Consider the following 13,193-nt stretch of genomic DNA (forward strand, 5'->3'; position numbering starts at 1 on the left):
CGAATGCACCGAATCGGACTTCGTGGGACGATGGACCCTGTATGACGAACACATCGCGCACTCGCAACACGACAGACGACACCGATCGCACCGGATACGACGGGCCAGAAGGCTGGGCTCACGACGATCCATCGGTGGGCGAGATGCAGCTCGAAGACCGCAGCGCTCTTCGGCGCGTTGCGGGTCTGTCCACTGAACTCGAAGACATCACCGAAGTCGAATATCGACAGCTTCGCCTCGAACGGGTTGTGCTGGTCGGCGTATGGACGGGAGGCACCGCCGCTCAGGCCGACGCGAGCCTCGCCGAACTTGCCGCACTTGCCGAAACTGCCGGCTCCGAGGTGCTCGAGGGGATGGTGCAGCGCCGCGACAAGCCGGACGCCGCCACCTATATCGGCTCGGGTAAGGCCGACGAGCTCCGCGAGATCGTGCTCGCTACCGGTGCCGATACCGTGATCTGCGATGGCGAACTCACTCCTGCTCAGCTCACAGCGCTGGAGAAGGTAGTCAAGGTCAAGGTCATCGACCGGACGGCGCTCATCCTCGACATCTTCGCGCAGCACGCGACCTCACGTGAGGGCAAGGCGCAGGTCTCCCTCGCGCAGATGGAGTACATGTTGCCGCGACTGCGTGGCTGGGGTGAGTCGATGTCCCGTCAGGCAGGTGGCCGTGCCGGTAGCAACGGCGGTGTGGGACTCCGCGGACCCGGCGAAACCAAGATCGAAACCGACCGTCGTCGGATCCGTGAACGGATGGCGAAGCTGCGCCGCGAGATCAAAGGGATGAAGGCAGCGCGAGACACGAAGCGGACTCGCCGGCTGCGCAACCGGGTCCCGTCCGTCGCGATCGTCGGCTACACCAACGCAGGCAAATCGAGCCTGCTCAATCGGCTCACCGGCTCCGGGGTCCTGGTGGAGAACGCTCTGTTCGCGACCCTGGACCCGACGACACGACGCGCAGCGCTACCCGACGGCCGGGAGTTGGTTCTGACCGACACGGTCGGATTCGTACGTCACCTGCCGACTCAGCTCGTCGAGGCATTCCGGTCGACCCTCGAGGAGGTCGCCGATGCCGATCTTCTGCTGCACGTGGTCGATGGATCCGACCCGCTCCCGACCGAACAGATCAAAGCGGTTCGCGAGGTTCTGACGGACGTATTACGTGAGTCCGACGGACCGCCGCCGCCCGAATTGATCGTTGTCAACAAGGTCGATGCGGCCGATCCGGTCACCCTGACCCAACTCCGCGGGCTCCTGACCGATTCGGTGTTCGTCTCGGCGCATACCGGTGAGGGCATCGACGAGCTGCGCGAGCGGCTCGGGCGCATGCTCGAGGACCCGGACGTAGAGGTAAAGGTACTTGTGCCGTACACCCGCGGCGACCTGTTGTCCCGAATCCACTCGGACGGCCAGATCCTCCATTCCGCGCACGAGGCGGACGGAACACGCGTGCATGCCAGAGTTCCGCGGGCGCTCGCCTCCGTGTTGGACGAGTACGCCGTCTGATGAGTCCGCTCCGCGGCGCCGGGGTCGCCGCCGTCCTCGCGCTCGCCTGTGTTCTGCCGGGTGCGGCGCGCGCCGAGGCGGACACCGCGGACATCCCCGTCGTGGACTTTCCATCGGAAAACCTGTGCACACCGGACGATCCCTCCCTCGACGAGCTGTCGGGCCTGGCCGTGGTCGGTGGGCGGCTGTTCGCGACCCCCGACGCGGGTGTCGACGAGTCAGTGGTCGAACTCGACCCGGATTGCGCAGTGGTGCAACGGTTCCCGGTTCCAGTCGACCCCTATGACATCGAAGACATGACGGCAGGTCCCGACGGCAGACTGTGGCTCGCGGACATCGGCGACAACACCTCCGCACGACAGACGGTGGCACTGATCTCGCTCGACCCCGCCAGCGGAGCCGGTGATCTGCACCGCTTGACCTACCCTGACGGTCCTCGTGACGCCGAGGCCGTGCTGGTATCGGCGACCGGAGAGCCGGTGATCGTCACCAAGACGCTGTTCGGTGCGAGCGGTATCTATCGGCCGGTTCGCGGTCGAGCACTCGAGCAGCTCGCAACACCAGGACCGACACCGCTGGAAAAGGCCGGGTCGCTCGCTCTCGGTCCTACCGACACACCCGGCGGACCGCTTCCGGGTGCGTCGTCCACGTTGATCACCGGTGGTGCGGTGAGCCCGGACGGAACTGTCGCGGCGGTCCGCACCTACACGGACATCTACCTGTTCCATGCGCCCGACACCGACCTGGTAGCAGCGTTGATTGCGGGCCCAGTGCTGCGAATCCCGGTTCCCGACGAACCGCAGGGGGAGGCGGTGGCCTTCACCTCGGCAGGCGATCTGGTGACGGGCTCCGAAGCGGTCGTTCAGGGCGGCACCCTTACCGATGCGCGACCTCCTCTCCGGGTGTGGCGTGGTGTGACCGAGCATTTCGCTGCGGAGACGGTGTCGGACACAGAATCGAACTCGGACCCGTACGCCGCCGGGCCGATCGGAGTCGCGGCAGCAGCTGCCGTGCTCGTGGTGGTTGGCGCCGTGATCGTGCGGCGTCTACGGACGCGACGTGCCTGAATCACCTCTGCCGTGCGGAGTCAGGCGTCGAGGTCTGCCGCAACCAGGTCGCTGACCTGCGCAAGAACGGTCTCGTCCTCGCAGCTGACGGTCACCGCGACCCCTTGTGAGGCTCCGAGGGTCATAATCATCAGCGCGGAACCCGCGTCGACGGGTTCACCGCCCTCGACCGACAGCGTCACCGGAACTCCTGCGGCGACGACGGCTTCGGCGATGATTCCGGCGGGACGTGCGTGCAGGCCGATGGACGAGCCGACCTCGACGGTGTTGACAGGCATGAGAACTCCTTCTGGTGATGGTTGATCAGGACCGGGCCGGGGCTGGTTGCGACCCGGTTACGACGGGTGCCGAGGTGCGTGTGGAATCGGTGCGAATGAACTCCTTTGCCAGGGTGACGCAGAGCGCAGCGATGACGGTGCCCACAGCGAGTGCGATGAAGAACCACAGCACACGATCCATCGCGAAGATGACGAAGATACCGCCGTGTGGTGCGCTCAACGTGACGTCGGTGGCCATGATGATGCCGCCGGTGACTGCTCCGCCGACCATCATCGACGGGATCACCCGGAACGGATCGGCGGCGGCGAAGGGGATGGCCCCTTCGGAGATGAAGGACGCGCCGAGCAGCCATGCAGCCTTGCCGTTCTCGCGTTCCGCCGCGCTGTAGAGACGCGGTCGCACCAGTGAGGACAGCGCCATGGCGAGCGGAGGTACCATACCTGCCGCCATGACAGCCGCCATGATCTGCAGCGATGCGTGATTGCTCACGTCGAGGCCTGCGACGGCAAACGCGTACGCAGCTTTGTTGACGGGGCCTCCGAGGTCGAAGCACATCATGAGACCGAGGATCACCCCGAGTGCGACCGCAGAACCGCCGGACAGGCCATTGAGCCAGTCGGTGAGACCGGTGGTGATCGCGGCGAGCGGCCTGCCCAGCACGAGGAACATCGCGGCGCCGACGATCAGGCTTGCGAGCAGCGGGATGATCACCACCGGCATCAGGCCTCGGGCCCACGCGGGCAGTGGTATCCGTCCGACCCACAGTGCGGCGAAGCCGGCAATGATGCCGCCGACCAGACCGCCGATGAAGCCGGCCCCGACGAACACCGCGACCGCGCCCGCGGTGAAGCCGGGCGCGAGACCGGGACGGTCGGCGATCGCGTAGGCGATGTATCCGGCAAGCGCGGGCACGAGGAACGAGAACGCGAGCGAACCGATTTGATACAGAACCGCGCCGAGATAGATGGTCAGTCCACCGTCGGGCAGGTTCGTCAGCGAATTGTCCACGACGATGAGCGCTGCGGAGTCGGAGATGTCGTAACCGCCGAGCAGGAACCCGAGTGCGATGAGAAGACCACCGGCTGCCACGAAGGGAATCATGTAGCTGACGCCGGTGAGCAGAATCTGTCTCAGGCGGGTACCCCATCCGACGTCGGCCGCGGTGCTCTCACCGGTGGTGTCGGCTGTGCCCGCTTCGACTCGCGCGGCCTTCGGATCAGCGGCGGCGTGCAGCGCCTCGGTGATCATGGCGTCAGGCTCGTTGATTGCACGTTTGACGCCCGAGGCGATCACCGGTTTCCCGGCGAAGCGCTCACGGCCCTTGACTCCGACGTCGGTTGCGAAGATCACGGCGTCGGCGGCTGCGATGACGGACGGAGGAATCGGGGTGCTTCCGCTCGACCCCTGAGTCTCGACCTGCAGGGTGACGCCGGCCCGCTCGGCGGCAGCGGTGAGCGCGTCGGCCGCCATGTAGGTGTGGGCGATCCCGGTGGGACACGCGGTGATTGCGACCACCGACCGCTCCGACGGTTCCGATGCCGCGGGTTTCGTGTCCTCCGCGACCTGCTCGGGGGCGGTGGCCGGCGCGGTGTCGGCGGGTGCAGTGGGGAGGACACCCTCGACCAGAGCGATGATCTCGTCGGAGTCGCGCGCTGCTCGGAGCGCCGCCACGAAATCGGGACGGACGAGGGCGCGGGCCAGAGCGGTCAGGAGTCTCATGTGGTCTGCGCCGGCGCCCTCGGGCGCGGCAATCAGGAACACGAGATCGGCCGGACCGTCCGGGGCACCGAAGTCGACCTTCGGTGACAGTCGGGCGAATCCGAGCGATGCGGTGGTGATCGCAGCGTGGCGGCAGTGGGGGATTGCGATCCCGCCGGGTAGGCCGGTCGCCGACTTTGCCTCGCGGTTGAGGACCGCGGCCGCGAGTGCGTCTCGGTCCGTCGCGCGACCCGCGGCAGTGAGTCGCCCGGCCAGCGCCGTGATCACCGAGTCCTTGTCGGCGCCGAGGTCGGTGTCGAGCGCAATGAGATCGGCGTCGATGATCCTACGGGTGGGGCCGGAAGCGCTGTCTGACATCACGTGTCCTTACGGGAGAGTGGGCGGTTCGTGCGGTCCGGGTGATCGGGTACCGGTTCGGTGCGGGTTGCGGAGGGGTCGACGGAGTCGGGTCCGGGGATGCGGGTTCCGGGGAGGGCAACGGCGGCGCTGCCGTATGCGACGGCGTGACGCAGGCGGTCCGGCGGGGCGGCGCCTGCCTGCTCGGCGATGAGATAGCCGGCGAGAGACGAATCACCGGCACCGACGGTGCTGCGGGCGATGACCGGCGGGGCCGCGGCCCGCCAGACGCCCTCGGCCGTGATCAGTACGGCACCGGCGGATCCGAGAGTGACGAGCACTGCCCCCACACCCTGTGCGACGAGCATCCGGCCGGCGTCTGCGACCGATCCGACGTCGCCGCACGCGGCGTCGGCCTCGAGTGTTCTCGCGTCGGCTCCAGTGAGCTGGGCGAGCTCGTCGGAATTCGGTTTGATGAGGTCGGGTGCGGCGTGGGGGAATCCTGCCGCGAGGGCGAGCAGTGGCGCTTCCGAGGTGTCGACGGCGACGCGGCACCCGGTGGGCCGGAGGGTGCGCACGAGATCGGCGTAGAAGTCGCTCGGCATACCCGGCGGAAGCGATCCGGACAGCACGACCCATCCGTCACCGGGAGCGTGACCGAGCACGGCGGAATGCAACCCCGCGCGGGTGGTGTCGGAGCACGGCGTGCCGGGTTCGTTGAGTTTCGTGGTGGTGCCGTCGGGTTCGGCGATGGTGACATTGGTGCGGGCGTGCCCCGAGGTTGCGATTGCGTGGTACGGGATTCCCCGTGTGTCGAGGGCGCCGAGCAGAGGATCGTCGGGGTTTCCGGGAAGTACTGCCAGTACGTCCTGACCTGCGCGATGCAAGACACGTGCGACGTTGATGCCCTTGCCTCCGGGGTCGACCGTTGTTCCTGTGGCTCGGTGCACGGCACCGCGCATGAGCGGTGCGTCCAGATCGACGGTGCGGTCCAGGCTGGGATTTGCAGTCAGAGTGACGATCATGCCGTCACCACCTCGATTCCATGGTCGGTCAGGCGGGCATGGTCTGCGTCGTCGAGGTCGGTGTCGGTGACGAGGACATCGACCGCATCGATCGGAGCGAATCGCAGCAGGTGCCGCCGGCCGATCTTCGACGAATCCGCCACGACGACCACACGCTCGGCGGAATGCACCATCGCGCTCTTGACCGCCGCCTCGTCGGCGTCGGGGGTGGACAGCCCATGTTCGATAGTGAGCGCGTTGGTGCCGATGAATGCCACATCCACGTTGAGGATGTCCAGGAACCGGAGAGCTTCGGGCCCCACCGCGGCCTGGGTGGTGCCGCGGACGCGTCCCCCGATCAGGTGCAGGTTCACGGAGTTCGCTCCCGCGAGTCGTGACGCGATGGGAACCGAATTCGTCGCGACGGTGATCTCGGAGTCGCTCGGCAGGACGGCGGCGATCCGGCTGGTGGTGGTGCCCGCATCGAGGATCACACTGCCGCCCGCGCCGGGGAGGAATCGTGCCGCTGCGGCCGCGATCCGATCCTTGTGGGCGGCGCGAGTGTTCTCACGTTCGGACAGACCCGGTTCGGTCGCGGTGAGTGCTGTGGTGGGGACGGCTCCGCCGTGGACCCGCCGGACGTGGCCCAGACGTTCGAGGAGTGCGAGGTCGCGGCGCACCGTCTCCGAGGTGACGTCGTAGCGGTCGGCGAGATCCGCCACGGACACGCGTCCGTGGCGACCGACCAGATCAGCGATTGCTTGCTGACGTTCCTCTGCGTACACCAGAACCCCTTGGAATCGATGTTGGATAATGTTGTTTTACGCCCGTATGTGTTGACATGTCAATGCCTACGGGTAATCTGGATCACAGAATCTGGTAGTGGTGAGGAGACGGAATGACGAACGAGGCGCCAGTACTGCACGGCACACCGGTGGTGCCCGGGGTCGGATACGGTCCGGTCATCCGGCCGGCACCGCGCCCGCAGATCACCACGACGACGACCACCGTTCCGGATACTGCGCGCGAAGCGGAATCCGCCCGGTTCGATGCTGCAGTCGAGGTGGTCGCAGATCGTCTGAAGTCACGAGCCGTACACGCCTCGGGGGCCGCCGCCGAAGTGCTGCAGGCCAACGCGGTACTGGCGCAGGACCGTGCGTGGCGCGCCGCCGCCGACGGAAAGATCCGATCCGGATCCGACGCGGCCGCCGCCACGATCGGCGCGACCGACCAATTCGTCACGATCTTCGAGAAGATCGGCGGTCTGCAGGCGGAACGGGTCACCGACCTGATCGACATCCGCGACCGCGTCCTCGCCGAACTGAACGGCGATCCCGAACCGGGCATCGAACTACCCGACGTTCCCTCGGTTCTGCTCGCCGACGACCTCGCACCCGCCGACACGGCCGGACTCGACCCCGCGCGCATCCTCGGACTCGCAACCTCCCTCGGGGGCCCGACCAGCCACACCGCCATCATTGCCAGGCAGCTGGGGATTCCGTGCATCGTCGCCACAGCGGGGCTCGACGACGTCGCCGCGGGCACGACGGTCCTGATCGACGGCGGTACCGGACGTATCGTCGTCGACCCCGATCACGATGCCGCCGAGGCGGCCGTCGAACAGGACCGCACCGACCGCGCCCGTATCGGTGCGTGGACGGGCCCGGGAGCGACCTCCGACGGCCATCCCGTCGCCGTCCTCGCCAATGTCCAGGACGGGTCCGGTGCGCGCGCTGCTCGCCCGACCCAAGCCGAAGGCGTAGGACTGTTCCGCACCGAACTGTGCTTCCTCGATCGCGACACCGAACCGACCGTGTCCGAACAGGCCGACATCTACGCCGAGGTCTTCGACGCGTATCAGGGCCGAAAGGTCGTGCTCCGCACGCTCGATGCCGGTTCCGACAAGCCGTTGCGATTCGCAGAACATCCGCAGGAGCACAACCCCGCGCTCGGCGTCCGGGGCATCCGGGTGGCGGCCGCCGCACCCGGAATCCTCGAACGGCAACTCGACGCGGTGGCTGCAGCCGCTGAGCGCACTGGCACGGCGCCGTGGGTCATGGCCCCCATGATCGCCACGGTGGCCGAAGCAGCCGCATTCGCCGACCGGGTCCGGTCGCGGAACATGGTGCCCGGCGTGATGGTCGAGGTGCCGTCCGCGGCGCTCCTCGCAGACCGCCTGCTCGAACACGTCGACTTCCTGTCCATCGGAACGAACGACCTCGCGCAGTACACGATGGCGGCAGATCGGATGTCGCCGGAACTGGCGTCGCTGACCGATGCCTGGCAGCCGGCAGTGCTGGCACTGGTCGCGCGGACCGCCGCGGCCGGCGTGGCGGCAGGCAAACCCGTCGGAGTCTGCGGCGAGGCCGCGGCAGATCCTCTTCTCGCGTGCGTTCTCGCGGGAATGGGTGTGACTTCGCTGTCCTGCGCGGCATCGGCCGTCGCCGCTGTCGGCGCGCGACTGTCTGCGGTCACGATGCAGCAATGCCGCGACGCCGCGCATGCGGTGTCGTCCGCTGTCGATCCTGTGGAGGCGCGCGCCGCGGCCGCCCGCATCCTCGTCTGAGAATCGCAGAAGTCCGCGAATTGCCGGGCCGGAGAATTGCGGAGCGACGCGGATCATCTTTCGGCCGGTGCCCGGCGGAGCGCGTCCGGGTCATACGATCTGCGTCGTGAATGAACGCGTGCGGCCGACGAGTCGCAACATGGGATTCGGCTGGGAACTGCACGGTGACGGGCGGCAGATCAATGCCGGTGCGGTCGTCGCTCCCGACGAGCGGCTTTCTTGGCCGCGAACCATCGGCATCGGGATGCAGCATGTGGTCGCGATGTTCGGTGCCACGCTGCTCGTGCCCACGATCACCGGCTTCCCGGTGACCACCACATTGCTGTTCTCCGGCATCGGCACCGTGTTGTTCCTACTCATCACCCGCGGGCGCGTACCGAGCTATCTGGGCTCGTCCTTCGCGTTCATCGCGCCCTTGACGGCCTCGGCCGGGAGCGGTCCGGCTGCGCAGCTCGGCGGTATCGTGGCGGCAGGCGCCGTGCTCGCGATCATCGGACTGATCGTCAAGGCGCTCGGCTCGCGGGTGATCGACGCCGTGATGCCTCCCGTCGTGACCGGCGCGGTGGTCGCGCTGATCGGGCTCAATCTTGCCCCGACTGCTGTCGGATCGTTCGAAGCCCAACCGTTGATCGGTGCGGTGACGCTGATCGCGATCCTTATGGTGACAGTGCTCGGCCGCGGCCTCCTCGGCCGGCTCGGCATCCTCGTCGGCGTGGTCATCGGATGGCTCTTCGCATGGATCACCGGAGGTCTGGCGCCCGACCGTGTCGACGCGCTGAAGGAAGCAGCCTGGTTCGGCTTGCCCGAGTTGCGCGCCCCGACCTTCGAGTTGTCGGTCATTCTGCTGGCCCTGCCGGTGGTCATCGTCCTGGTCGCAGAGAACGTGGGTCACGTCAAGGCTGTTGCCGCGATGACGGGCCGCAATCTCGACAGTGTCGCAGGCGACGCGCTGCTCGCCGACGGTCTGGCCACCACGCTTGCGGGCGCAGGCGGAGGATCGGGAACCACCACATACGCCGAGAACATCGGTGTGATGGCTGCTACCCGGGTGTACTCGACCGCTGCATACTGGGTGGCGGCGGTGACTGCAGTGGTGCTCGCGTTCTCCCCGAAGTTCGGGGCGCTCGTGTTCACGGTGCCCGAGGGCGTTCTGGGTGGAGCCACTCTCGTCCTCTACGGGTTGATCGGCCTTCTGGGCGTGCGGATTTGGATGGACGCGAAGATCGACTTCACCGACCCTGTGAATCTCACGGTGGTAGCAGCAGCACTCGTTGCAGGGATCGGCGACCTCACCCTGTCGATCGGATCGGTGGAGTTGGGCGGCATCGCGTGGGGGTCGATAGGAATACTCGTCGCCTATCCACTGCTGCGCCGATTGGCAGAACTGCGCCACTGATTCGCGGTTGTCGCGGTCACAAAATCTGCTCGCTCCTGTCAGCGCCATCGTTCGCCGGCGTGCATACCGTGGGTATGTCCACGTCGTCACTGACAGGAGCGCAGATGGAACGCACCCTTTTCGAGCCCGAACACGACCTGTTCCGTGAGTCGTACCGGAAGTTCCTCGAACAGGAGGTGGCCCCTTTCCACGAGCAGTGGGAGAAGGACAAGATTGTCGACCGCGAAGTGTGGAAGAAGGCCGGTGCACAGGGCTTTCTGGGCATGGCAGTGCCTGAGGAGTTCGGTGGCGGAGGCGTCGACGACTTTCGCTACAACGTTGTCCTGACCGAGGAAACCACCCGCGGCGGATACAGCGGTGTCGGTTTCATGCTGCACAACGATGTCGTAGCGCCGTACCTGCTGAACCTCGCGAACGAGGAACAGAAGAAGCGGTGGCTTCCCGGTTTCTGTTCCGGTGAGATCATCACCGCCATCGCGATGACCGAGCCGGGCACCGGCAGCGATCTCCAGGGCATCAAGACCAGGGCGGCTCGTGACGGTGACGACTGGGTCCTCAATGGGTCCAAGACGTTCATCACCAACGGAATCAACGCCGACCTGGTGATCGTGGTTGCCTGCACCGACCCGGAGAAGGGCGCCCAGGGATTCTCCCTGCTCGTCGTCGAGCGCGGTATGCCCGGCTTCGAGCGTGGCCGCAATCTCGACAAGATCGGTCTCGATGCACAGGATACCGCCGAGCTGAGCTTCAACGACGTGCGTGTTCCCGCCGCCAACATGCTCGGTGAAGAGGGAATGGGCTTCATCTACCTGATGCAGAACCTTCCGCAGGAGAGGCTCTCGATCGCGGTCGTCGCGGCCGCCGCAATGGAGCAGGTCCTCGAGGACACCATCCAGTACTGCCGCGACCGCAAGGCCTTCGGCAAGTCGATCGGACGTTTTCAGAACAGCCGATTCGAACTCGCCGAACTGTCGACGGAAACCCTGCTTGCTCGGGTGTTCGTGGACAAATGCGTCGAGTTGCTCAATGCCGGTGCGCTCACCGTCCAGGAGGCCGCGATGGCCAAGTACTGGACCACGGACAAGCAGGTCGAACTCATCGACCGCTGCCTCCAGTTGCACGGCGGCTACGGATACATGCGCGAATACCCGATCGCCAAGGCGTACCTCGACTCTCGGGTCCAGAAGATCTACGGCGGTACCAACGAGATCATGAAGGAGGTCATCGGCCGCGGGCTGAACCTCTGATCGCTGCGCATTCATGCGGGCGCACTACATGAGGCCGGTGGGGCTCCGCATCGATGGAGCCTCACCGGCCTCGCTGTGTAGGGAGGTGCGGACGCCGGTCTCTGAGGCGCGACGGAAGTGTGCGGTCAGAGCTTGCGGATGACCGTGACCACCTTGCCGAGAATGACCGCGTCGTTACCCGGAATCGGCTCGAACACGGGGTTGTGTGGCATGAGCCAGACGTCGTTCTTCACGCGCTTGAAGGTCTTGACCGTGGCTTCCCCGTCGAGCATGGCGGCAACGATATCGCCGCTCTCGGCCACATTCTGCTGACGAACCACGACCCAGTCTCCGTCGCAGATCGCTGCGTTGATCATCGATTCGCCCACGACCTTCAGCAGGAACAACGATCCCTGGCCCACGACCTCCCTGGGTAGCGGGAAGATATCTTCGATGGCTTCCTCGGCGAGAATCGGGCCGCCTGCTGCGATTCGCCCGACCACGGGAACCAGGGCAGCCGAGGGGATGTCGTCGGAGGACGCCGCCGGGAGCACCTCCCCGACGACGTCGGGCGCGACCTGTGGGTCGTCGAATCCACGTACATCCACCGCGCGGGGACGGTTCGGATCGCGGCGCAGCAGGCCTTTGCGCTCGAGGGTGCGAAGTTGGTGCGCGACCGAAGAGGTGCTGTTGAGGCCGACCGCGTCTCCGATCTCTCGGATGCTCGGTGGGTAGCCTCGCTCGGCCACCGAGGTACGAATCACCTCGAGGACGCGGCGTTGACGCTCGGTGAGCGTGGTGCCGTCGGTGCCGGACGACTTCTTCCGGCTGGTCGCGGAGTTGGCGTCCGTCATGCTCGTGACCTCCGTGCGTCGAGTTTCTGATGTGTTGTGTGTGATCTTTCGAATCTATCCGCATCGGTGCCGTATATCAAACATCTGTTCGAGATTGTTTCGAACAAACGGACGACACGAACGCCGAAGCGTGATAGAAAGTTCGAACAGGCATTCGTTCGAATGAATGGGCGAACCCACCCGGCTCATGACTGCCACGGAGGACCCGATGGGCACAACATTGTTGACGGAATTCCGAACGACCCATGCGGCCGAGGCTGTTGCTCATCCGCGGAGAGCGTCCACACTGCCGGCCGGAGTCGACGGGCACCCGCCGCGGAGCGGGGGGAGGTCCTGCGCCCACCTGCCTGCACCTCGAATCGGTCTCGGGTACTTGCTGGTACAGATGCTCGCCACGGTGATATTCACAGCCGCCGCGGTGACGGCGATCCTGTGTGTGGCACACGTTCGTACGAGCCAGGTCGCGGCGGAAGCCGGCCGCACGATACCGGTGATGACCGACTCGGCACCGCGTGCGGAGGGAGTGGGGGTGGTCACCGATGGAAGATGACGACGCGGTGCCGACCCACCCGGACTCCGGGAGCGCACTACACGTGCGGGTATTGTCTGAATCTGTCAGTCACACCACCCCGTGTGGTCGCGTCGGGAAGACCCTGCCCCCGGGCAGGATCGATCCTTCGAACACGACATCGTTTCGTCGGCGACGTTGCGGCCACCACGGCAGCGACGAAGGAATCGACATGTACTGCCCGTATTGCCGGCACCCCGACTCCAGGGTCGTCGATTCGCGTGAAGCCGACGAGGGCGCCGCGATTCGTCGCCGTCGGGCATGTCCGGAGTGCGGTCGCCGATTCACCACGGTCGAAGCCGCGGTGTTGTCCGTGGTCAAGCGCAGCGGCGTAACCGAGCCCTTCAGTCGTGAGAAGGTCGTGCGCGGTGTCGCGCGAGCCTGCCAAGGCCGCGATGTCGACAACGACGCCCTGAACAAGCTGGCGCAGCAGGTCGAAGACGCAGTGCGGGCGAAGGGCGCACCCGAGGTCCCCAGCCACGAGGTCGGGCTTGCGATTCTCGGGCCGCTTCGCGACCTCGATGAGGTCGCTTACCTCCGATTCGCCTCGGTGTATCGGTCATTCAGCTCTGCTGAAGATTTCGAACGCGAGATCACGGAACTGCGCGAACACCAACGTACCCGCGACGTCGCCGCCGACGCGGACTGATCCGTCAGGGTCGGGCCGGTCATG

General features: G+C 66.3%; 11 protein-coding genes. 6 read left to right on the plus strand and 5 right to left on the minus strand.

Translation table 11 applies throughout. From position 1 onward, the window contains the following. The first annotated feature begins 41 nt into the window (after nucleotides 1-41). Both hflX and ACTDXD_RS22475 read left to right on the plus strand, forming a co-directional pair. Nucleotides 42-1,505, plus strand: a complete 1,464-nt coding sequence (gene hflX, locus ACTDXD_RS22470) for a GTPase HflX (protein WP_440124413.1) — start codon at nucleotides 42-44, stop codon at nucleotides 1,503-1,505. Next, on the plus strand, nucleotides 1,505-2,572 hold the full coding sequence (locus ACTDXD_RS22475) for a hypothetical protein (RefSeq protein ID WP_440124414.1): 1,068 nt from the start codon (nucleotides 1,505-1,507) through the stop codon (nucleotides 2,570-2,572). The genes hflX and ACTDXD_RS22475 overlap by 1 nt, the downstream gene beginning before the upstream one ends. 20 nt (nucleotides 2,573-2,592) lie before the next feature. Here ACTDXD_RS22475 and ACTDXD_RS22480 read toward each other — a convergent pair whose 3' ends face one another. Genes ACTDXD_RS22480 through ACTDXD_RS22495 form a run of 4 tightly spaced genes read right to left on the minus strand, consistent with a single transcriptional unit; the run spans nucleotide 2,593 to nucleotide 6,695 of the window. Continuing rightward, nucleotides 2,593-2,850 carry an HPr family phosphocarrier protein gene (locus ACTDXD_RS22480; protein ID WP_440124415.1) on the minus strand — a complete coding sequence of 86 codons (258 nt, stop codon included), beginning with the start codon at nucleotides 2,848-2,850 and terminating at the stop codon, nucleotides 2,593-2,595. A gap of 25 nt (nucleotides 2,851-2,875) precedes the next feature. Then, nucleotides 2,876-4,927, minus strand: coding sequence for a PTS fructose transporter subunit IIABC (locus tag ACTDXD_RS22485; RefSeq protein ID WP_440124416.1), 2,052 nt, complete (start codon nucleotides 4,925-4,927; stop codon nucleotides 2,876-2,878). Continuing rightward, entirely contained in the window at nucleotides 4,927-5,931 is a 1,005-nt protein-coding gene (locus ACTDXD_RS22490) for a 1-phosphofructokinase family hexose kinase (RefSeq protein ID WP_440124417.1), read from the minus strand. The genes ACTDXD_RS22485 and ACTDXD_RS22490 overlap by 1 nt, the downstream gene beginning before the upstream one ends. Further along, entirely contained in the window at nucleotides 5,928-6,695 is a 768-nt protein-coding gene (locus ACTDXD_RS22495) for a DeoR/GlpR family DNA-binding transcription regulator (RefSeq protein WP_440124418.1), read from the minus strand. The genes ACTDXD_RS22490 and ACTDXD_RS22495 overlap by 4 nt, the downstream gene beginning before the upstream one ends. A gap of 113 nt (nucleotides 6,696-6,808) precedes the next feature. Here ACTDXD_RS22495 and ptsP point away from each other — a divergent pair, with 113 nt between their 5' ends. From ptsP to ACTDXD_RS22510, 3 genes are all read left to right on the plus strand, one after another. Beyond that, nucleotides 6,809-8,476: a phosphoenolpyruvate--protein phosphotransferase gene (gene ptsP, locus ACTDXD_RS22500; protein WP_440124419.1), complete on the plus strand. Its 1,668-nt coding sequence runs from the start codon at nucleotides 6,809-6,811 to the stop codon at nucleotides 8,474-8,476. Between the two features lie 139 nt (nucleotides 8,477-8,615). Beyond that, complete coding sequence (locus ACTDXD_RS22505) at nucleotides 8,616-9,872, plus strand: uracil-xanthine permease family protein (RefSeq protein ID WP_440127757.1); 1,257 nt, start codon at nucleotides 8,616-8,618, stop codon at nucleotides 9,870-9,872. Nucleotides 9,873-9,976: 104 nt separating this feature from the next. Then, nucleotides 9,977-11,119, plus strand: a complete 1,143-nt coding sequence (locus ACTDXD_RS22510; protein WP_440124420.1) for an acyl-CoA dehydrogenase family protein — start codon at nucleotides 9,977-9,979, stop codon at nucleotides 11,117-11,119. 125 nt (nucleotides 11,120-11,244) lie between these two features. On the opposite strand, the gene lexA is transcribed toward ACTDXD_RS22510, so the two are convergent. Next, entirely contained in the window at nucleotides 11,245-11,952 is a 708-nt protein-coding gene (lexA, locus tag ACTDXD_RS22515) for a transcriptional repressor LexA (RefSeq protein ID WP_440124421.1), read from the minus strand. A gap of 740 nt (nucleotides 11,953-12,692) precedes the next feature. Between lexA and nrdR the strand changes: the two genes are divergently transcribed. Next, a complete protein-coding gene (gene nrdR / locus ACTDXD_RS22520; protein ID WP_440124422.1) occupies nucleotides 12,693-13,169 on the plus strand; it encodes a transcriptional regulator NrdR in 477 nt (158 codons plus the stop codon). Nucleotides 13,170-13,193: the final 24 nt, after the last annotated feature.

The organism is Rhodococcus sp. SJ-3 (assembly GCF_051918125.1).
Classification (GTDB): domain Bacteria; phylum Actinomycetota; class Actinomycetes; order Mycobacteriales; family Mycobacteriaceae; genus Rhodococcus.

Bases quoted from the DNA above. Each gene is read 5' to 3' on its own strand.
- ptsP (WP_440124419.1), top strand. From the start codon at position 6,809: ATGACGAACGAGGCGCCAGTACTGCACGGCACACCGGTGGTGCCCGGG.
- nrdR (WP_440124422.1), top strand. From the start codon at position 12,693: ATGTACTGCCCGTATTGCCGGCACCCCGACTCCAGGGTCGTCGATTCG.
- ACTDXD_RS22505 (WP_440127757.1), top strand. From the start codon at position 8,616: ATGGGATTCGGCTGGGAACTGCACGGTGACGGGCGGCAGATCAATGCC.
- ACTDXD_RS22510 (WP_440124420.1), top strand. From the start codon at position 9,977: ATGGAACGCACCCTTTTCGAGCCCGAACACGACCTGTTCCGTGAGTCG.
- lexA (WP_440124421.1), bottom strand. From the start codon at position 11,952: ATGACGGACGCCAACTCCGCGACCAGCCGGAAGAAGTCGTCCGGCACC.
- ACTDXD_RS22475 (WP_440124414.1), top strand. From the start codon at position 1,505: ATGAGTCCGCTCCGCGGCGCCGGGGTCGCCGCCGTCCTCGCGCTCGCC.
- ACTDXD_RS22490 (WP_440124417.1), bottom strand. From the start codon at position 5,931: ATGATCGTCACTCTGACTGCAAATCCCAGCCTGGACCGCACCGTCGAT.
- hflX (WP_440124413.1), top strand. From the start codon at position 42: ATGACGAACACATCGCGCACTCGCAACACGACAGACGACACCGATCGC.
- ACTDXD_RS22480 (WP_440124415.1), bottom strand. From the start codon at position 2,850: ATGCCTGTCAACACCGTCGAGGTCGGCTCGTCCATCGGCCTGCACGCA.
- ACTDXD_RS22485 (WP_440124416.1), bottom strand. From the start codon at position 4,927: ATGTCAGACAGCGCTTCCGGCCCCACCCGTAGGATCATCGACGCCGAT.